Genomic DNA, 19,649 nt, shown 5'->3' with positions numbered 1-19,649 from the left:
CGGCCCCACGATGAACGCTCAGGCCCGTCGGCCGAGCCGGGCCCGCACCGCGCTCCCGGCGCAGACCACGACGACCAGGCCGCCGACGACCGTGGTCCAGGTGAGGTCTTCGCCCAGGAGCAGGCCTGCCCAGGAGATGCTCAGCACGGGCTGGACGAGCTGCACCTGGCTGACCTGCGCCATGGGTCCGAGCGCGAGACCTCGATACCAGGCGAAGAAGCCGAGGAACATGCTCACGACGGCGAGGTAGGCGAACGCGGCCCACTCCGTCGGTGTGCCCGACGGCGGCTGACGGATCGCCGCGACGACGGTCAGGACCAGCATCGGCGGAAAGGACAGCACCAAGGCCCACGACACGGTCTGCCATGCGCCGAGCTCGCGGGCGAGGAGTCCGCCTTCTGCGTACCCGATCGCCGCCGAGACGACCGCGCCGAAGAGGAGCAGGTCCGACCGGTGGAGCTGGCCGAGCCCGCCGCCCTGCAGCGAGGCGAACACGACGGCGGCCAGAGCGCCGACGCCGCCCATCGTCCAGAACGACAGCGGGGGCCGGTCCTTGCCGCGAAGGACGGCCATGACCGCGGTCGCTGCCGGGAGCAGCGCGACGACGACTGCGCCATGGCTTGCGGGCGCCGTGGTCAGCGCGAAGGACGACAGCAAGGGGAAGCCGACCACGACTCCGCCGGCCACGACGGCAAGGCGAACCCAGTGGGTTCCTTGGGGGAGGCGCTGCCTGGTCAGTGCCAGAGCGGCCGCCGCGAGCACCGCGGCGACGACCGCTCGGCCGCAGCCGATGAACAGCGGCGACAGGCTGCCCACGGCGACGCGGGTGAATGGCATGGTGAACGAGAACGCCACGACGCCGAGCAGACCCCACCAGAGACCAGCCGTCGAAGCCGATAGCACTGGTGGACGGCGGACGGTAGCGCTACTGTGCATCAACATGACCGACGATAGCAGTGCCAGGATCGTCGCGGGACTACGCGAGTGGATCGCCCAGGCTCCACCCGGGGGGCGCCTGCCGTCGTCTCGGTCACTGGTCGCCGAGTACGGGGCCAGCCCGGTCACGGTCCAGAAGGCGATGCGCACCCTTGCCGCTCAGGGACTGATCGAGAGCAGGCCGGGCGCGGGGACCTTCGTTCGCGCTGTGCGGACGGCGCGGCCGCTCGACCACGGCTGGCAGAGCGCGGCCCTCCGATCTCCTCGCAGTCGCATCCCTGCCTCGTCAGCGACGATGCGCGGGGGCCCGGGCGACGCCATCGCCCTCCATGCCGGCTATCCCGATCGCGAGCTCCTGCCGCAACGTCTCCTCCGGTCCGCACTCGCACGCGCTGCGCGCAGCGATGCGGCGCTCACGCGGCCTCCAGCGGCCGGGCTGCCCGAGCTGCAGTCCTGGTTCGCGAGCGAGGTCGGCGGTTCGACGCCCGTGGGCGTCACGCCTCCCGCCGCCGGCGACGTCCTCGTGCTGCCCGGCAGCCAGAGCGGGCTCAGCTCCATCTTCCGCGCCCTGGTCATGACCGGGCAGCCGTTGCTCATGGAGTCCCCGACGTACTGGGGTGCGATCCTCGCCGCGGCTCAGGCCGGTGTGCAGGTCGTCCCCGTGCCGAGCGGACCCGAGGGTCCGGACCCGGACGAGCTGGCGCGAGCCTTCGAGGAGACGGGCGCGCGCGTCTTCTACGCTCAGCCGAACTTCGCCAACCCCACCGGCGCACGGTGGTCCGGCGCGGTCACTCACCAGGTCCTGGACGTGATCCGCACCTACGGCGCGTTCCTCGTCGAGGACGACTGGGCGCACGACTTCGCCATCGACTCCGACCCCAGGCCTCTCGTCGCGCTCGACGACACCGGCCATGTCGTCTACCTCCGCTCGCTGACCAAGAGCGTGTCCCCCTCCGTCCGCGTCGCGGCCGTCATCGCCCGCGGCCCCGCCAAGCAGCGGATCTCGGCCGACCTCAGTGCCAGCTCGATGTACGTGAGCGGCCTGCTCCAAGCGGCGGCGCTGGACGTCGTGACCCAGCCCGGCTGGCAGACCCACCTCCGCACCCTCCGCCACCAGCTGCGGGCACGGCGGGACCTGCTCGTCACGAGCCTGCGCGAGCACGCCCCGCAAGCCCACATCACCAGCGTGCCGACCGGTGGTCTCAACCTCTGGGTGGGCCTACCGGACGCGACCGACCTCCACGAGCTCGTCCGGGACTGCGAGGCCGCGGGGGTGCTGATCGCACCCGGCAACGAGTGGTTCCCCGCCGAACCGGCCGGGCCCTTCATGCGGCTCAACTACTCGGGGCCCAACCCCGGTGCGTTCCCGGCGGGTGCTCAGCGCATCGGCCTGGCCCTCGCGCGCCAGGTCTGAAGACGCCGGCCGGGGTCAGCCCACGGTCTGCATGGACGGGTCACGCTCCGGTGCGATCCGCGTCCGCGCTCGTGGCCGCCGAGGCGAGGGCGCCGGCGCGTCGGGTGGCGGCCCAGCTGGCCAGGACGCGGAGGGCGTCGTCGTCGGGTGACCCGGCGGGTGCGCTGAACGCGACGAGGGACAGGCCGGGGTCGGCGGGGAGCTCGAGGACGTCGTAGGCGAGGTGGAGGTCGCCGACGCCGGGGTGGTGGATGTGCTTGGTCCCGGCGCGGTGCAGGCGGACGTCGTGCGCTGCCCAACGGACCCGGAAGTCCTCGCTGCGGGTGGACAGCTCCCCGACGAGGTCGCTGAGCCGCTTGTCGTGCGGGTCCCTGCCGGCCTCGGTGCGCAGCTGAGCCACGGCGTCGTCGGCGGCTCGTTCCCAGTGGATCCAGAAGTCGTGGGCGCGGGGGTCGAGGAACGTGAACCGGGCGTGGTTGACCGGACGGGCCGAGGTGTCGAAGACGGGGGCGAAGAGCGCTTCGGCCAGGGGGTTGGATCCGACGACGTCCAGGCGCGCGTCGTTGATCAGGATGGGCACCTCGCTCATCAGGTCGAGCAGCCGCTGCACGGTGGGCCGGACCCGAGGTGCCGGTGCGCGCCGTCGGGCCCGGGACGCGGGGCCGGCGGCGCGGGCGAGGTCAGCCAGGTGGGAGCGTTCCGCGTCGTCGAGCCGCAGCGCGCGGGCCAGGGCGTCGAGCACGCTCTCGGAGACTCCGGCGAGGTTGCCGCGTTCGAGCTGGGCGTAGTACTCGACGCTGACCCCGGCCAGGTCCGCGACCTCGCTGCGTCGCAGTCCCGGCACGCGCCGGTTGCGGCCGTAGGCGGCCAGTCCCGCCTGCTCCGGCGTGGTCTTGGCCCGCCGGGAGCTGAGGAAGGCCCTGACCTCGTCACGGTTGTTCATCCATCCAGGCTAGGCCGACCTCGCGCCGTGAGGGATGGGCTGTCGGTACACCCTCCAGCAGTGACTTCTTCACGCCCAGGCACGGTCGCAGGGTGGGTGTCGCAGGGACGTGGTGGACGAGGAACCGATCCGCCGCACCCGCCACACCACCCGACGAAGGACGTGAGGACATGACGCAGTACACGACAGACAAGCAGGTCTGGCTGGTCACCGGTGCCAGCCGCGGCATGGGCGTGGACATCGCCCGCGCCGCCCTGGCCGCGGGCCATGCGGTTGTCGCGACCGGTCGCAACCCCGAGAAGGTGACGGCCGCTGTCGGCGCTACCGAGAACCTGCTGACCGTGCAGCTCGACGTCACCTCCCCGGCCGACGCGCAGGCCGCCGTGCAGGCCGCGGTGGACCGGTTCGGCCGGATCGACGTCCTGGTCAACAACGCGGGCAACTTCAACGCCGGCTTCTTCGAGGAGATCACCCCCGAGGACTTCCGCGCACAGATCGAGACCACCCTGTTCGGCCCGATCAACGTCGCCCGCGTCGTGCTGCCCGTCATGCGGGCCCAGCGCTCCGGCCTGGTCGTGACGATCTCCTCGACCGCGGGCATCTCCGGGCAGGCGTTCTGCACCGCGTACGCCGCCTCCAAGTTCGGCGTGGAGGGCTGGATGGAGTCCCTGGCGCCCGAGGTCGCGCCGTTCGGCATCCGCACGATGCTCGTCGAGCCCGGCTTCTTCCGCACCGAGCTCCTGACGCCGCAGTCCACGCAGTACGCCGCCGCCTCGATCGCCGACTACGCCGAGCGCACCGCGCAGACGGTCGCCGGCTGGCAGAGCATGGACGGCCAGCAGGGCGGCGACCCCGCCAAGCTCGCCGCGGCCCTGGTCCAGCTGACCGCCCTGGACGAGCCGCCCGTGCGCTTCGCCGCAGGCGCCGACGCCGTCGGGGCCTTCGAGGCCAAGGCCCACGCGCTCCTCGCCCAGGCCGACGCCCACCGCAGCCTGTCCGCCGCGCTCGCCCACGACGGCGTCTGACACACCTGATCCCGGGAAGGAACCCGTACATGACAACGACACTGACCGGCACCATCGCACTGATCACCGGCGCGAGCAGCGGGATCGGCGCGGCCACCGCTCGCCGGCTCGCCGAGCACGGCGCGTCCGTCGCGCTCGTCGCCCGGCGCGGCGACCGCCTCGAGTCGCTGGCCGCCGAGATCGAGCAGGCCGGCGGTACCGCGCTGGCCGTCGAGGCGGACATCACCGACCGAGACCAGGCCGAGGCCGCCGTCCAGCAGGTCGTCGACCGGTTCGGACGACTGGACACGCTGGTCAACAACGCGGGCGTGATGCTCCTGGGCCCCGTCGTCGGCGCGGACCCCGCGGAGTGGGACCGCATGATCGCGGTCAACGTCCGGGGCCTGCTCCATACGACGCACGCCGCCCTGCCACACCTGCTCAAGGCCGCGGACGACAGCCCGCGACAGGTCGCGGACATCGTCAACATCAGCTCGATCGCCGGCCGCGTCGCGTGGGGCGGCTACGGCGTCTACAACCTGACCAAGTTCGGCGTCAACGGCTTCACCGAGTCGCTGCGGCAGGAGGTCACGCGCCGGCACCTGCGCGTCGGCGTGATCGAGCCGGGCGGGGTCGCGACCGAGCTGGCCTCGCACAACGCGCCCGAGATCCAGGAGCAGATGACCACGCCGTTCTACGAGCAGACCGAGGTCCTCGCCCCCGAGGACATCGCCGACGGCGTGGCCTACATGATCACCCGGCCCCGCCACGCGTCGGTCGCCGAGATGTGGATCATGCCCACCGACCAGGCCTGACGCCCCACAGCCGGACGGGACGCACAGCCGTCCCGTCCGTCCACCGTGGTCCGTTTGGAAACCCCAGGGTTTCCAAGCGACCCACCTGAGGATAACCTACAGGTATCGAACAATGCCGCGAGAGGAAACCTCAAGGTGTCGAACCAGCAGATGATGCGGCGCAGCATCGATGGCAGGCTTGCCCCACTGCGTCAGAACAGGGCCATGACCGCGCGGCCGGCCGGTGGGTGGGTCCGCGCGATCCGTTCCGCACTCGGCATGAGTACGACCGACCTCGCGCGCCGGCTCGGCGTGACTCCGGTCGCCGTCCGCAAGCTCGAGGCGTCCGAGCGTGCCGGCACCGCGCGCTTGGACACGCTGGCACGCGCCGCCGACGCCATGGGGTGCGATCTCGTCTACGCGTTCGTGCCTCGCGCCTCGCTCGAGGAGATCGTGCGGGACCAGGCCGAGAAGGTCGCCGCCGAGCAGCTGCGTCGTGTCGAGACGACCATGGCCCTGGAGGACCAACGCGTCGAGGACGCGCGCGAGCGTGATCGGCTCCGCGCAGAACGCGTCCGTGCTCTCACCACGTCACCGCATCTGTGGCGGGAGCTTGCCTGATGTTCGGGCCGGACCCTGAAGGTGCGACTCCACTTTCCGACGACGAGCGTGACGGACTCCTCGCAGACTGGGTGGCCACCCGTGAGGAGCTGAACACCGTCGAGCAGGCGAACATCGCCGACGCGCTCACCACGCTGCTCTTCCGGCGTCGATCCCGCAGCCTGGACCAGGTGCTCGACGACAAGTTCGTGCGCGACATGCACCGGCGCATGTTCGGCGACGTGTGGGCTTGGGCCGGCACGTACCGGACGACCGAACGCAACATCGGTATAGACCCGTACCAGGTGCCCGTGGCTGTGCGAGACCTCATGGACAACGCCCGCCACTGGTTTGCAGACGGCGTCACATGGATCAGCCCGGACGAAGCATTGTGCAAGGTCCACCACCGCCTCGTCGCCATCCATCCGTTCCCGAACGGCAACGGCCGACTTGCACGCGCGTTCACGGACGTGCTCGCCCGCGCCTCAGGCCGCCCACCGTTCACCTGGGGCGGCGGCAGCGACCTGCAGGCCACCAACCCGGACCGGGACGCTTACCTCACCGCGCTACGCCAGATCGACCGCAACCCCGAAGACGTCACCGCACTCGGCGCGCTCATCACGTTCGCGCGCTCATGACCGCGCGGCGGGCGCGTGCCATCCTGCCTGCATGGGCGATCCGCACGACGGGCTGCCGAAGTCGGGCTGGTGTCCCGGGACCGTGCGGGACGCGGCCGGCGGGATCGTCGCACTGTCGCTCGCGACGTTCCTCGCCGTCACCACCGAGATGCTCCCGGTCGGGCTGCTTCCACTGATCGGGGCCGAGCTCGACATCTCGGAGTCGACGACGGGCCTGCTCGTCACCGTGTACGCGTTCATGGTCGCCGCGCTCGCTGTGCCGTTGACCGTGTGGACGGCTCGCCTCCCCCGCAAGGGGCTGCTGGTCGGGACCCTCGTCGCCTACACCGCGAGCAACGTCATCGTCGCCGTCGCACCGGCCTTCGCCGCGCTCGCCGCGGGGCGGGCCGTGGGCGGCCTCGCTCACGCGCTGTTCTTCTCGGTGTGCATCGGATACGGAGCGCGCCTCGTGCGGCCGCACTTCACGGGGCGCGCCCTCTCGCTCGTGACAGCCGGGGCGTCCGCTGGTTTCGTCCTCGGCGTGCCGTTGTCGACGTCGCTGGGGACGGCGGTGGGGTGGCGCGCCGCGTTCGGCGTGCTCGCCGCTGTCTCTGCCCTCACGGCGGTGCTCGTGGCGGCGCTCCTGCCGGCGGTCGCGGGCGGTGGCGGGGGGCAGGACGACCCCGGGCGGGGCTCGTCCGGCGCCCGCCTCGCCGTGGTCTCGGTGACGAACGCCGTCGTCTACCTGGGGCAGTACTCGGTCTACACCTACGTTGCCGTGGTGCTCCTCGCCGCCGGCCTCTCGGTGTCATGCGTGGGTCCTGTGCTTCTCGCCCTGGGAGGCCTGGGTCTCCTGGGGACGTGGTACGCCGGGGTGTCGCTCGACCGACACCCTCGGGCGAGCATCCTCACGGTGCTCGGGGTCCTGGCGCTGGGTCTCGTCGCCCTCGGGCTGACGTTCCCCGCCCTGGGCGGGGTGCTCGCCGCCGCAGCCCTGTGGGGCGCCGGCGCCGGCGGCGTCGCGTCCGTCTTCCAGACGGCGGCGATCCGCACGCGGGGCGCGTCGCCCGACGTCGTGGGCGCGCTCGTGAACTCCACGGCGAACGTCGGCATCGGCGCGGGAGCGGCTCTCGGCGGCGCGGTGCTCGCCGGGCCCGGGCTCGGGTCGTTGCCGTTCGTCGGTGCGGCGTTGGTGCTGGCCGGCGTGGGGGTGGTCCTGGTGGCCCGCCGCGCCTTCCCGGCGTCCCCGTAGGTGCAGGCGGCGCCGAAATCATGCTGACCGTCCGGCTCGGACGGGCGTAGCATCGGCCGGTCGGCGACCGCACGGGGACGCATCGGCCGGCTCACCAGGGCACACGAGGAGCGAGCAGATGCAGGACGTCGCTGCGGGATGCGGGGTGGCCGTCTCGGCCTGCTCGGGCAGTCCCTGGGACCGCGTCACGCACTTCTGACCCAGCTCGGCAGCAGGCCGCACCACCGCGACGGTGGTCGTGCGCCAAGCAGCCGGGCGTCGGAGGGGCGGGCGCGGAGTCGCCCCTGCCCCGCCGCCAACCGCCCCGTGACTCGACCTCCCGGGCGACCGGTATGTCGTCGTGCACCGCGCACGCGGCCCGCACCGGCCGGCGGCCCCCCGACGAACCGGAAGCCGAGCATCCTCATGAACCCCCTGACCGAGAAGCAGATCCGCGCGTCCTTCGTCAACGCCACGAAGCGCGAGGCCACGCAGGCGGCCCTCCCCGACCTCGCCGCGCTCCCCTGGGACCGGCTCGACTACATCGGCTGGCGCGACCGCAAGGCGCCGCTGTCCGCGTACGTCGTGCTCCTGCTCGACGGCGAACCCACCGGCATGCTGTTCCGCGCCGCCGACGCCAGGTCCGGCCGCGCCCGGCGCAAGGGCGTGTGCGCCTGGTGCGAGGACGTCGTCGTCACCGAGGACGTCTCGCTGTACGTCGCCCGCCGCGGCGGCGCAGCGGGCCGGGCGGGCAACACGATCGGCACCCTGATCTGCACGGACTTCCTGTGCTCGCAGAACGTGCGTCGCACCCCGACGCGCGCGGAGGCGGGTACGGACGACACCGTCCGCGCGCAGATCATCGAGCGGCGCATCGCCGGGCTGCAGGAGCGGTCCGAGCGGTTCGTGCGCGAGGTGCTGAGCACGCGCTGATCTCCCACGACGCGGTGCCGGTCGCCTCCCGGGGCGGCCGGCACCTCTGGCCTGCCGCCACGGGCCGGTGTACGTTGTCGCCTACCACTCGGTAGGTATTTGCGACGAGGAGCGTCACCATGGCCAGCACCGTGAGCAACGCGGCGACAACCGACGCCGCCCAGGGCACCGCCACCGTCCCGCCGTCCGACGTCGAGCACCTGCTCGCCGGGCTGACGCTCGAGGAGAAGGCGTCCCTGCTCTCTGGCCTGGACTTCTGGAACACCCAGCCGGTGGTTCGCGACCGTCGCGTGCTCGTGCCGAGCGTCATGGTCACCGACGGCCCCCACGGCCTGCGCAAGCAGGCCGAGACGCCCGACCACCTGGGTCTCGGCGTCTCGGTACCCGCGACCTGCTTCCCGACGGCCGCCGCTCTCGGCTCCACCTGGGACCGGGACCTGCTGCGCCGCGTCGGCGAGGCGCTCGGCCGCGAGACCCGCGCCAACGACGTCGCCGTCCTGCTGGGCCCGGGCATCAACATCAAGCGGTCGCCGCTGTGCGGCCGCAACTTCGAGTACCTCTCCGAGGACCCGGTGATCTCCGGCGAGCTCGGCGCCGCCCTGGTCGAGGGCATCCAGTCGCAGGGCGTGGGCACGTCGCTCAAGCACTACGCGGCCAACAACCAGGAGGCCGACCGCATGCGCGTCTCGGCCGACGTCGACGAGCGCACCCTGCGCGAGATCTACCTGGCCGGGTTCGAGCGCGTCGTGCGCAAGGCACAGCCGTGGACCGTCATGTGCTCGTACAACAAGGTGAACGACGTCTACGCCTCGCAGAACCGCTGGCTGCTCACCGAGGTACTGCGCGACGAGTGGGGCTTCGAAGGCATGGTCGTCTCGGACTGGGGCGCCGTCCGCGACCGTGTCGCCGCCGTCGCCGCCGGGCTCGACCTCGAGATGCCCGCCACCGGCGGACGCTCGGACGCGGACGTCATGGCCGCCGTCCGCGAGAGCCGCCTCGACGAGGCCGTCGTCGACCAGGCCGCGCGCCGCGTGCTGCGCCTGGTCGCGCAGGCGCAGCCGGCCCTGGCCGAGCCCGGCTCGTACGACGCCGAAGCCCACCACGCCCTTGCCCGCGAGGCGGCGGCGGCCGGAACGGTGCTGCTGCGCAACGAGCCCGTGGACGGTGCCCCGCTGCTGCCGCTCGCGGGCGGCGACGGGCTCGCCGTGATCGGCGAGCTCGCCCGCACGCCCCGCTATCAGGGGGCAGGCTCCTCGCAGGTCAACCCCACCCGGCTGGACGACGCGCTGTCCGCGCTCCGCGAAGCCACCGGCACCGACGTCCCGTTCGCGGCGGGCTACACCGTCGACGGCGCCGACCACGGCTCCGGCACCGACGCCGAGGCGCTGCGCGCCGAGGCCGTCGAGGTGGCCGAGGCCGCGCAGACCGTCGTCGTGTTCCTGGGCCTGCCCGCGTCGTACGAGTCCGAGGGCTACGACCGCGAGCACCTGGACCTGCCCGCCGAGCAGGTGCTCCTGCTCGACGCCGTCGCCGCCGTGAACCGGCGGGTCGTGGCGGTCCTGTCGAACGGCTCGGCCGTGGCCGTCGCGCCCTGGCGGGAGCTCACGCCCGCGATCGTCGAGGGCTGGCTCGGCGGCCAGGCGGGCGGTTCCGCCATCGCTGACGTGCTGCTCGGCACCGTCAACCCGTCCGGACGCCTCGCGGAGACGATCCCGCTGCGCCTCGAGGACAACCCGTCCTACGGCAACTTCCCCGGCGAGCTCGGCCACGTGCGCTACGGCGAGGGCGTCCTGGTCGGCTACCGCTGGTACGACGCCCGTCGCGTCGAGGTCGCCTACCCCTTCGGCCACGGCCTGTCGTACACCCGGTTCGCGTACGACGACGTCGACGCGGTCGTGACCGGTGCGGGCGCCGAGGCGGGCGTGCGGGTCACCGTCCGCGTGACCAACACGGGCGAGCGCGCGGGGGCCGACGTCGTCCAGGTGTACGTGGCCGACCCGCAGGCCCAGGTGCAGCGCCCCGAGCGCGAGCTCAAGGCGTTCGCCAAGGTTCACCTGGAGGCGGGCGAGTCGCGCGAGGTCGCGTTCGACCTCGACGCCCGCGACCTCGCCTACTGGCACCCCGTGCTGCGCCGCTGGGCGGTCGAGGGCGGGGAGTTCATCGTGTCGGTGGGCGCGTCGTCGCGCGACCTGCGCGGCTCGGTGTCCGCGCAGGTCGAGGGGGAGGACGTGCGTTCGCCGCTGCAGCCGCTGTCCACCGTGGCCGAGGCGCTCGACGACCCGCGCGTGGGCGAGCATGTGCGCGAGTTCGTCTACGGCGGCGGCGTGGCCGACGACATGCTCGGCATGATCGGCGACATGCCGCTGGCGGTCGTCGCCGACTTCGGCATGGCCGGCTTCGACCACGAGCGCCTGACGGCCCTGCTCGCGGCGGCCAGGTAAGGGGGCGCCATGCCCGCGAAGACGACGGCGGAGGCGGTGAACGGCCCCGCGGTCGGGCCGGCACGCGGCAGGTACGCGAAAGGCCGCGCCAAGCGGTCGGAGATCATCGAGACCGCGATCCTCGCATTCGCCGAGGTGGGGTACCACGGCGCCTCGCTGCGCGACATCTCCGCCCGGGCCGGCATCTCGCACCCGGGCCTGCTGCACCACTTCCCCACCAAGGCCGCGCTCCTGGAGGCGGTGCTCGAGTACCGCGACACCGTCGACGGCGAGGCGTTCCGCGAGGACCGCGCGCGCGGCACCGACTACTTCGAGGCGCTCGTGCGCATCGTCGAGCGCAACCAGGTGCGCCGGCCGCTCGTCGAGCTCTTCGCGGCGTTGTCGACCGAGGCGACGACGCCGGAGCACCCGGCGCACGAGTTCTTCAGCCGTCGGTACGACCGCCTCGTGCGGGAGAGCACCGAGCAGCTCACCGAGCGGGCCGCCGGGGGCGGGCTCGCCCCCGGGGTCGAGCCTGCACAGGCCGCTCGCTCGATCATCGCCCTGATGGACGGCCTGCAGGTCCAATGGCTGCTGTCCTTCGACGGCCCGCGGTCCGAGCGCGTCGACATGGCCGCTCACGTGCGCGCATACCTGGCCCTGATCCTGCGATGAGGCGAGGCGCAGCTCAGAGGAGCGAGTGCAGCACGCTCACGACGCCGTGCTCGTCGATGGTGCCCGTCACCTCGTCGGCCGCGTCGCGGACCGCGGCCGGCGCGTGCCCCATCGCGACCCCGCGCGCGGACCAGGCGATCATCTCCAGGTCGTTGACGCCGTCGCCCACGGCAACCGTCCGGGCCGCCTCGACTCCGAGCAGGACGCGCACCCGCTCGAGAACGGTGGCCTTGCTCAGGTGCACCGGCGTGACGTCGATCCAGTCCGGCCCCGCCGGCGTGGCCGTGACCCCGAGCGAGCGCAGGGGTCCCAGGAGGTCCAGAACGCCGTCGCCGCGAAGGATCGCCCGGGAGACCGGCATCCCCCACAGCCCCTCGTCACGCACCACCCGCTGCTCGCCGTTCACCAGCCCGTCGGCGAAGCGCTCGGTGACCCGGTAGCCCCACCCGATCTCCTCGACGCCGATCAGCACCCCGGGCATCGCCGCGCGCACCAGGCGGACGACCGGCTCGACGTCGAACGTCCGCACGTCGACGAGCGCATACCCGCCGGGGAGCTCCTGTGACACGCGCGCCACGACGGCTCCGTTCGAGGCCACGACCCACCCACGGTCGATCCCCAGCAGCCGGGCCACCGGCAGGATCCCCACCAGGGACCGACCCGACGCGAGCACGACGTGGTGGCCGGCCGCGCGGACCCGCATCACGGCCTCGATCGTCACCGCCGGGATCACCATGTCCCGCCCCAGCAACGTCCCGTCGATGTCGAGCGCGACCAGCGCGAGGGGGGTCCCGACCGCCTGCGGCGAGACCTGCCGTTCATCCATCACCATGGGGCCACCTCGTCGTTCCTTGTGCGCCAGGGCACAGCACTGCGTGTCCCCCTGATGGACCGATCCGTACGGTAGCGGAAAAACGCCGACCGATTTGTCCATGTCGGCCACGCGAGACGCACCGAGGGCGAGGTCGTCGGCCTCGTCGACCTGCGGATGCATCACCGACGAGCGACGAGCCGGGATGTCACAGCACTTCAGGCGGCAATTCGTCGGGCGCGCGGCGGTTGCCTACTGCGCGTCCCGCGAGCGTCCCTGCTTCCGCTGGTGGGCCACGATGCCCGGCAGCTGGGCGTAGATCGCCTCGATGAGGTCGCCGATCCGCTCCGCGATCGGACGCCCGAGCTCGGTGAGCTCGTAGTCGACCCGGGGTGGGATCGTCGCGTGCTGCGTCCGTGACACGAGGCCGTCGGCCTCCAGCCGCTGCAACGTCTGCGACAGCATCCGGTCGGACACGCCGCCGACCGCACGGCGCAGCTCCACTGAGATCGGAGAATCCCATGAAGTTCCTCGTCCTGGGCGCCACGGGCGCTACCGGCGGGCTGTTCATCGACAAGGCCCTGGAGAACGACCACGACGTGGTCGCCTACGCGCGCAACCCCGATCGGCTCGCACCACGGCCGGGGGTCACCGCCGTCGGAGGAGACGTGCGCGACGCCGACGGACTCGCCAAGGCGATGGACGGCGTGGACGCGGTCGTGAGCACGCTGGGGCTGGGCAGGGCAAAGGACCCGGACGACCTGATCCTCGACAGCACCCGCGCGATCGTCGACGCCGCCGGCAGGGTGGGAGTGCGGCGGGTACTGATCATGTCGGCGTTCGGGGTCGGGGACTCCCTCGCAAGGCCTCATGGCTCGCGCGGCAGCTGTACAAGGGCGGCACGGTGACGTTCGCCGACAAGGCGGCCGGCGAGAGCGTCCTGGCCGCGTCCGGCCTCGACTGGACGCTCGCGTACCCGGTCCTTCTGAAGAACGGTTCCGGCACGGGCGCCCGCGCGATCGACCTGACCGACCTGGAGCGCCTCCCTGGCGTGCCGATGGTCTCGCGTGCCGACGTCGCCACGTTCCTCCTGGACTCGGCCGTCGCGGGCAGCTGGGTGGGCCGCACCGCGGTACTGACGTCGGGCCGCTGAGCGTCGGGACGCACGGGGTCCGGGAGACTGTCCCGCGTGACCCCTCCCACCGGCCCGCAGCCGCCGCCCCGCCTGACCCGCCGGCGCCGGTGGCCGTGGGCGGCCGGCGCCGCGGCCGCCGCCGCCGTCCTCGCACTGCTGGTCTGGTCAGGTGTCCTGTGGCCCAACCGGCTCGCGGCCGCCGGGTACGAGGTCCGCGGGATCGACGTGTCGAGGTACCAGGGCACCATCGACTGGGACGTCCTGGCCCAGCAGGACATCGGGTTCGCCTACATCAAGGCGACCGAGGGGTCCTCGCACGTGGACGAGCGGTTCGAGGCGAACTGGGCCGGCGCGACGAGCACGTCGCTCCTCGTCGGCGCCTACCACTTCATGAGCTTCGAGAGCTCGGGCGAGACCCAGGCGCAGAGCGTCGTCGACCACGTGCCGGCGACGCCGGGGACGCTGCCGCCGGTCGTCGACCTGGAGTACTACGGCGGCTACTTCGACGACCCGCCGACGGCGGACACCGTGCGGGACATCCTGGACCCGCTCCTCGTCGGCCTCGGGCAGCACTACGGAGTGCCGCCGGTCATCTACACCACCGAGGACGCCTACGACGCCTACGTGCGGGACGCCTACCCGGACAACCCGATCTGGATCCGGTCTGTCGCCACGCCGCCGTCGCTGCCCGACGGCCGCGAGTGGGCGTTCTGGCAGTACTCGAACCGCGACCGGCTACCCGGCTACGACGGCGCCGAGCAGTACATCGACCTGAACGTCTTCGCGGGAGCTCTCGGCGAGCTGGAGGCGCTCACGATCCCGTGACGCCGCTCGCCCGAGCCCCGAGCGCGGCGTCGAGGAAGTCCGCCACCGACTCCCACGTCACGTGCCCTCCGTCGAGCGGGGTGACGTCCCCGCGCCCGTCGCTGACCAGGACGGTCTCCGCGGCGGTCGGGTCGAAGCCGGTCCGGTCGAGGAACGACATGTCGTGGCCGTAGCCGCCGACGGCGGAGTACGTCGCGGGCACCCCCGCCGCGCTGAGCGCCTCGAACAGCAGCTCGCTCTGGTGCGTCGGCACGAGCAGGTCGTCCGTCCCGTGCGCGACGAGGAACGGCGGCGTGTGCTTGTCGATGTACGAGACCGGGTCGGCGAGCGCTGTGATCATCGGCTGCTCCTCGATCGGCATGCCGATCAGGCGCGACTCGGGGCTCAGGGCGTCGGCGTGGCAGTCGGTCCCGCCGCCCATGCGGTTGATGATGTCGCACCCGCCAGGCAGCATGTGCGCGTCCTGCTGGAGGAAGTCGGTCGGCGCGAACAGGTCGACCACGGCCTGTACGTCGCTCCGGCCGCGGGTCACGCCGACCGAGCCCTCCAGCCCGAGGTCGTTGCCGGTGACGCCGAGCATGGCGGCGACCCAGCCGCCCGAGGAGTTGCCCATCGCGGCGAAGCGGCCGGGGTCGAGCCGGTACTCGACGGCGTTGGCGCGCAGCCACCGCACGGCGGCCTTCGCGTCGTTGACCTGGGCCGGGAACACCGCCTGGCTGCTGGACCGCACGGCGACGGCGGCGACGGCGTAGCCGTGCGGTGCGAGCTCCTGCGCGATCCGCTCGCCGCCCCGGTTGCCGTTGTCGGCCATGAAGCCGGAGCCGGCCGACCACACGACGACGGGCACCTTGCCGTGGACGCCGGTCGGCACGAAGAGGTCGACGGTGCCCGCGTTGCCGGGCAGGTCCGCGTACCGCAGGCCGAGGATCGCGGTGTAGGCACCGTCCCCGGGTGCTCCGGCGCCGGCCGCTTCGAGGGGCGGTGCCGCCGCGACGTCCACCCCGGCGGAGACGACGTCGGCGGCGCCCGACGGGACTGCCGCGGGGTCGCCGAACGCGACCCCGGTCGCCGGCGAGACCGCCAGGACGACTGCCCCCGCAGCCGCCGTGACAGCAATGGCCCGGCCGATGATTGCACGGGTGAGCGCGCTCTTCACATTACCCCCTGTGATATACACTTTCCCTGACAGGAATTGCCACGGATCTCCGCTCGCCGACCCCCGGTGGCATAGCGGCGGAATGCCTGCCGATGCTTCTGGATCGGCAGCGCCCCGCCAACATAAGCACTGGTGAGACACCCCGCAACGGGGAAGTGTTTGACGCACTCCGGAGCATTTCCTGGGATCACGGGCCGTCGTCGTCGAAATCAATGCGACCACGTCGAGACTTGCCCCGAGAAATAGCTGCGGACCGCCACGGGCGCCCATGAAGAGATTCATTGACTGTGCGCCGGCACAGCCGGCCCGGGCCCGCGAGGTAGGGGTGCCGTCCGACGGGCCCACTACCTCGGCACCATCTCGATGCCGAGGTAGTGGGCCCGTCCATGGTCGCCAGTGGTCGTCCGTTCCGGTCGTCACACCCCCGCGAAGAACACCCGCAGGTCCGCGACCAGGTCCTCCGGCGCCTCCATGGCCGCGTAGTGCCCTCCCTTCGGGTACTCGGCCCAGTGCACGATGTTGGCGTTGTCGCGCTCGGCGAAGGCCCGGATCGTCTGGAAGTCGTCCTTGAAGACCGCGACGCCGATGCGCCCCGTGCTCACGACCGGCTCCGCGCCGGACCGCTGGTCCTCGAAGTGGTACCGCACCGACGTCGCTGCCGTGCTGGTCAGCCAGTAGAGGCTCACCTGGGCGAGGACCTGGTCGCGGGTGACCAGGCTGGTGCCGTTGCCGAAGTTCTCGAACAGCTCGCTGTAGGCGAGCTGGCCGACTGGCGAGTCGGTGAGGCCGGCGGCGACGGTCTGCGGACGGGTGCCGTTCATCGAGTTGTAGCCGCCCACGCTCTGGAACCACTGCAGGTGCCCCAGCGCCGCGAACTCCTTCGGCCCGAACCCGTCCATCTCGCCCGGCGTGCCGTTCGGGAACGAGAAGAGCTGCAGCACGTGCGCTCCGAGGAAGCCCTCGGGGTCCAGCACGGCGAGCTCGCGCGAGACCATCGCGCCCGCGTCGCTGCCGTGAGCGCCGTAGGAGTCGTATCCGAGACGGCGCATCAGGACGTCCCAGGTGCGCGCCACGCGGGCGATGGTCCAGCCGCCGTCGGCCAGCGGGGTGCTGAAGCCGAACCCGGGGATCGACGGGACGACGACGTCGAAGGCGTCCTCCGCCCGGCCACCGTGCGCCACGGGGTCGGTGAGCGGCCCGATCACGTCGAGGAAGTCGATGATCGAACCGGGGTAGCTGTGGGTGAGCACCAGGGCCCTGGCGCCGGGCACCGTGGACCGCACGTGCAGGAAGTGGATCGTCTGCCCGTCGATCTCGGTGAGGAAGTTCGGGAACGCGTCGATCCGCGCCTCCTGCGCGCGCCAGTCGAAGCCGTCCTTCCAGTAGCCGACCATCTCGCGCAGGTACGACTCCGGCGTGCCGTAGTCCCACGAGTCGCCGGGCGCTGCGGGGGCGAAACGGGTCTGCTCGAGGCGCCGCTGCAGGTCGTCCAGGTCGCTCTGCGGGACGGCGACGGTGAACGGGCGGATGTCGGTCGTGGCGTTCATGGTGCTCCTCCTTGTGGACCAGCTCCTGTGCGGGCTGCTGAGAACAACGCTACGAATCATTCAGGAACGGTTCTTTCCGTTATTCTCGACGAATGTCGACGACCTCCGCGCGTCTGCTCGCACTGCTCGGGCTCCTGCAGTCGCGCGCCGACTGGTCCGGTGCCGAGCTCGCGGAACGCCTCGGTGTCACGGACCGCACGATCCGCAACGACGTCGCGCGCCTGCGCGACCTGGACTACCCGGTGGACGCCGTGCGCGGGCCGGGCGGCCGCTACCGGCTCGGCGCCGGCGCCAAGCTGCCTCCGCTGCTCCTGGATGACGACGAGGCGGTCGCCGTCGCGGTCGGGCTGCGGGCCGCCACGGGGATGGCGGGGTTCGAGGAGACCGGCACCCGGGCCCTCACGAAGCTGGAGCAGGTGCTGCCCGACCGGCTTCGCCGGCGTCTGACCGCGCTCCGCGACGCGACGAGCGCCGGCCCGGTCAACACCGACTCCAACGTGGAGGACCCCGTCGTCGAGGCAGCGGTCCTCAACGAGCTGGCCGCGGCGATCCGCGACCACCAGACGGTCCGCTGCGACTTCCGCGGGGAGCGCGCGGAGATCGAGCCGTACCAGGTGGTCGCCTGGCAGCGCCGCTGGTACCTCGTGGGTCGCGACCGGACCACCGGCGAGTGGGCGCCGTACCGGGTCGACTGGCTGCGGCTCAAGACCCCCGGCGGCGGCCGGTTCGTGCCGCAGCCGTTCCCCGGTGACCTGACGGAGTTCGTGGTGCGCGAGGTGGCGCGGACCGGGTGGGCCGTGCACGCACGCATCGTGCTGGACGCCGCGGCGGACGAGGTCCTCGCCCGCATCAACCCCACCGTCGGCACGGTCGAGCCATTGCCCGACGGCCGCTGCGTGCTCGTCACAGGCGGGGACAGCCTGGAGATCGTCGCCGTCTGGACCAGCATGCTGGGCCTCGACTTCACGATCGAGGAACCTCCGGAGCTCGTCGACCACGTCCGGGAGCTGGCCGCTCGCTACGCGCGCGCCTCGCGGGCACAGCCCTTCCGCCCGCTTCACCCGCGCCCCTAGGATCCGGGCAACCACACCGGAACCGACAAAAGGCCACGAGCCATGCGCACACCCCGTCCAGCAGCTCTCCTTCTCGGCACGGCCGTCGCCCTCGGCGCGACCGCCCTCACCGCGGGCCAGGCCTCCGCGATCAACTCGTACAACGCGTCCCCGGCACCGGAGCGCACCGAGACCGGCGCGTTCGTCGCCCTCTGGGACCGGACCGACGACGGTGTCGCCGACCGCCTCGACTGGGTGTGCAGCGGCACGATGATCGACGCCGACACCTACCTCACGGCCGCGCACTGCACCGACGACTGGCCTGCCGGGACCCGTTTCTTCGTCTCGCTCGAGCAGGACGTCCAGGCCCTGTTCGACACGACGTCGGGAACGCCGGACGAGCAGGCCGCGACCCTCCTCGCCGCCGGGAAGCTGGTCGAGGGCGACACGTTCCAGGATGCCGCCTACCCGGGCACCGCGTCCGACTCCCACGACATCGGCGTCATCGACTTCGCGGCCCGCTCGGTGACGCCCGCCGACGTCTGGGACTTCGTGCCCGCCACGCTTCCCGCCGCGGGCGCGCTGGACGCGCTCGGCAGCCGCGCGCTCGACGCGGCCGAGTGGACCGTCGCCGGGTACGGCACCCAGGAGGCGGTGCGCCAGCCGGGCGGCCAGACGCACCCGGGCGGCGGCGTGCGCCTCAAGGCGCCCGTCGACTTCGACGCCCTCAACAAGACGTGGGTGCGCCTGGCGATGACCGCACCGCAGGGCAACGGCGGCGCCTGCTACGGCGACTCGGGGGGCCCGAACTTCGTCGAGCTCGACGGCGAGCTCGTCCTCGCGGCCACCACCATCACGGGCGACACTCCGTGCTACGCCACCAACGTGGCCTACCGCCTCGACAGCCCGTCGGCCCGGGCCTTCCTGGAGCCCTTCGTCACGCTCCCCGGACGCTGACCTGCCGGGTACCCGGCGCCCTCCCGGTTGCCCGCCGGGTACCCGGGAGGGCCTCAGGCCGGCACCACCTTCGCGGCCGACTCCATCGCGGACAGCAGCTCGCGACACGCCGCCTCGGCCGTGCGGCACGCCTCGGCACAGAGCCGGCAGTGGTCGTGCATCTCGGCGTGCTGCTCGCACTGGACCGCGCAGGTGCTGGACGCGACGATGGTGGCCTGCAGGTGCGCCATGATCACGGCACCCGGGAACCCGAGCCGGCGGGTGAGCATGCGGGCGAGCGCCATGGAGCTGTCGGCGCAGTCGAGGTCGGTGCGGATACACAGGCGCAGGTCGCCGATGTAGACCTCCGCAAGACACGCGTCGGCGCAGGCCGTACAGGCCTCGGCGCACTCGTTGAGGGCGTCGACCACTCGCGCGACGAGATTCACGTCGGTCTCTACCTCGTGCGGGTACGCCTTGAGCATCTCGTTCGTGTTCATCACTCACCTCCGGATCGGGTCGTTCGCCGGAACGGGAGCGACGTCCCCTTGACGCTAGGAGCGTGAGCCGCCACTCGCACGCGGCCGCGCGGCCACGGCGACCATCCCTCTCTTGACCAC

At 72.3% G+C, this 19,649-nt stretch carries 21 protein-coding genes; 14 read left to right on the top strand and 7 right to left on the bottom strand.

Going from position 1 to position 19,649, the window contains the following annotated elements; all coding sequences use genetic code 11:
* Positions 1-18 precede the first annotated feature (18 nt).
* Complete coding sequence (locus L1785_RS06145) at positions 19-942, bottom strand: DMT family transporter (RefSeq protein WP_236088326.1); 924 nt, start codon at positions 940-942, stop codon at positions 19-21.
* On the opposite strand from L1785_RS06145, the gene L1785_RS06140 reads away from it, so the two are divergent.
* A complete protein-coding gene (locus tag L1785_RS06140) occupies positions 941-2,350 on the top strand; it encodes an aminotransferase-like domain-containing protein (protein WP_236088325.1) in 1,410 nt (469 codons plus the stop codon). The genes L1785_RS06145 and L1785_RS06140 overlap by 2 nt on opposite strands.
* Before the next feature lie 40 nt (positions 2,351-2,390).
* On the opposite strand, the gene L1785_RS06135 is transcribed toward L1785_RS06140, so the two are convergent.
* Complete coding sequence (locus tag L1785_RS06135) at positions 2,391-3,293, bottom strand: helix-turn-helix domain-containing protein (protein ID WP_236088324.1); 903 nt, start codon at positions 3,291-3,293, stop codon at positions 2,391-2,393.
* 170 nt (positions 3,294-3,463) lie between these two features.
* Between L1785_RS06135 and L1785_RS06130 the strand changes: the two genes are divergently transcribed.
* The 8 genes from L1785_RS06130 to L1785_RS06095 all read left to right on the top strand — a co-directional run bounded on the left by L1785_RS06130 (position 3,464) and on the right by L1785_RS06095 (position 11,567).
* On the top strand, positions 3,464-4,318 hold the full coding sequence (locus tag L1785_RS06130; RefSeq protein ID WP_236088323.1) for an SDR family oxidoreductase: 855 nt from the start codon (positions 3,464-3,466) through the stop codon (positions 4,316-4,318).
* A 29-nt stretch (positions 4,319-4,347) separates the two neighbouring features.
* A complete protein-coding gene (locus tag L1785_RS06125; RefSeq protein WP_236088322.1) occupies positions 4,348-5,112 on the top strand; it encodes an SDR family NAD(P)-dependent oxidoreductase in 765 nt (254 codons plus the stop codon).
* A gap of 150 nt (positions 5,113-5,262) precedes the next feature.
* Positions 5,263-5,712 (top strand): mobile mystery protein A, encoded by a 450-nt coding sequence (locus L1785_RS06120; RefSeq protein ID WP_308113278.1) that lies wholly within the window; start codon positions 5,263-5,265, stop codon positions 5,710-5,712.
* Complete coding sequence (locus tag L1785_RS06115) at positions 5,712-6,329, top strand: mobile mystery protein B (protein WP_268914912.1); 618 nt, start codon at positions 5,712-5,714, stop codon at positions 6,327-6,329. The genes L1785_RS06120 and L1785_RS06115 overlap by 1 nt, the downstream gene beginning before the upstream one ends.
* A 31-nt stretch (positions 6,330-6,360) precedes the next feature.
* A complete protein-coding gene (locus tag L1785_RS06110; RefSeq protein ID WP_236088319.1) occupies positions 6,361-7,560 on the top strand; it encodes an MFS transporter in 1,200 nt (399 codons plus the stop codon).
* A gap of 405 nt (positions 7,561-7,965) precedes the next feature.
* Entirely contained in the window at positions 7,966-8,472 is a 507-nt protein-coding gene (locus L1785_RS06105) for an FBP domain-containing protein (RefSeq protein WP_236088318.1), read from the top strand.
* 119 nt (positions 8,473-8,591) lie between these two features.
* A complete protein-coding gene (locus L1785_RS06100; RefSeq protein ID WP_236088317.1) occupies positions 8,592-10,913 on the top strand; it encodes a glycoside hydrolase family 3 C-terminal domain-containing protein in 2,322 nt (773 codons plus the stop codon).
* A gap of 9 nt (positions 10,914-10,922) precedes the next feature.
* Positions 10,923-11,567 (top strand): TetR/AcrR family transcriptional regulator, encoded by a 645-nt coding sequence (locus L1785_RS06095; RefSeq protein WP_236088316.1) that lies wholly within the window; start codon positions 10,923-10,925, stop codon positions 11,565-11,567.
* A gap of 13 nt (positions 11,568-11,580) precedes the next feature.
* Here L1785_RS06095 and L1785_RS06090 read toward each other — a convergent pair whose 3' ends face one another.
* Positions 11,581-12,399 carry an HAD family hydrolase gene (locus L1785_RS06090; protein WP_236088315.1) on the bottom strand — a complete coding sequence of 273 codons (819 nt, stop codon included), beginning with the start codon at positions 12,397-12,399 and terminating at the stop codon, positions 11,581-11,583.
* Between the two features lie 231 nt (positions 12,400-12,630).
* Positions 12,631-12,882 (bottom strand): winged helix-turn-helix transcriptional regulator, encoded by a 252-nt coding sequence (locus L1785_RS06085; protein ID WP_236088314.1) that lies wholly within the window; start codon positions 12,880-12,882, stop codon positions 12,631-12,633.
* A gap of 17 nt (positions 12,883-12,899) precedes the next feature.
* Between L1785_RS06085 and L1785_RS06080 the strand changes: the two genes are divergently transcribed.
* The 3 genes from L1785_RS06080 to L1785_RS06070 are packed head-to-tail and all read left to right on the top strand — an operon-like array spanning position 12,900 to position 14,338.
* Positions 12,900-13,286, top strand: coding sequence for an NAD(P)-dependent oxidoreductase (locus L1785_RS06080; RefSeq protein WP_236088313.1), 387 nt, complete (start codon positions 12,900-12,902; stop codon positions 13,284-13,286).
* The gene (locus L1785_RS06075) at positions 13,283-13,531 is read left to right on the top strand and encodes an NAD(P)H-binding protein (protein WP_236088312.1); all 249 of its coding nucleotides are present in this window, start codon (positions 13,283-13,285) and stop codon (positions 13,529-13,531) included. The genes L1785_RS06080 and L1785_RS06075 overlap by 4 nt, the downstream gene beginning before the upstream one ends.
* 36 nt (positions 13,532-13,567) lie before the next feature.
* Positions 13,568-14,338, top strand: coding sequence for a GH25 family lysozyme (locus tag L1785_RS06070; RefSeq protein WP_236088311.1), 771 nt, complete (start codon positions 13,568-13,570; stop codon positions 14,336-14,338).
* Here L1785_RS06070 and L1785_RS06065 read toward each other — a convergent pair.
* Positions 14,325-15,494 carry an alpha/beta hydrolase gene (locus L1785_RS06065; protein WP_236088310.1) on the bottom strand — a complete coding sequence of 390 codons (1,170 nt, stop codon included), beginning with the start codon at positions 15,492-15,494 and terminating at the stop codon, positions 14,325-14,327. The two genes, L1785_RS06070 and L1785_RS06065, sit on opposite strands and share 14 nt — an antisense overlap.
* A gap of 416 nt (positions 15,495-15,910) precedes the next feature.
* Entirely contained in the window at positions 15,911-17,041 is a 1,131-nt protein-coding gene (locus L1785_RS06060) for an epoxide hydrolase family protein (protein WP_236088309.1), read from the bottom strand.
* 92 nt (positions 17,042-17,133) lie between these two features.
* Between L1785_RS06060 and L1785_RS06055 the strand changes: the two genes are divergently transcribed.
* Positions 17,134-18,114: a helix-turn-helix transcriptional regulator gene (locus L1785_RS06055; protein ID WP_236088308.1), complete on the top strand. Its 981-nt coding sequence runs from the start codon at positions 17,134-17,136 to the stop codon at positions 18,112-18,114.
* 42 nt (positions 18,115-18,156) lie between these two features.
* On the top strand, positions 18,157-19,050 hold the full coding sequence (locus L1785_RS06050; RefSeq protein WP_236088307.1) for a trypsin-like serine protease: 894 nt from the start codon (positions 18,157-18,159) through the stop codon (positions 19,048-19,050).
* Positions 19,051-19,103: 53 nt separating this feature from the next.
* Here the strand turns inward: L1785_RS06050 and L1785_RS06045 are convergent, their stop codons facing one another.
* Positions 19,104-19,529, bottom strand: coding sequence for a four-helix bundle copper-binding protein (locus tag L1785_RS06045; protein ID WP_236088306.1), 426 nt, complete (start codon positions 19,527-19,529; stop codon positions 19,104-19,106).
* Between the last annotated feature and the right edge of the window lie 120 nt (positions 19,530-19,649).

The organism is Antribacter soli, assembly GCF_021568775.1.
Lineage (GTDB): Bacteria > Actinomycetota > Actinomycetes > Actinomycetales > Cellulomonadaceae > Antribacter > Antribacter soli.
Note: the sequence above shows the minus strand (reverse complement) of the source record. Positions and strands in the feature narration are given on the sequence as shown.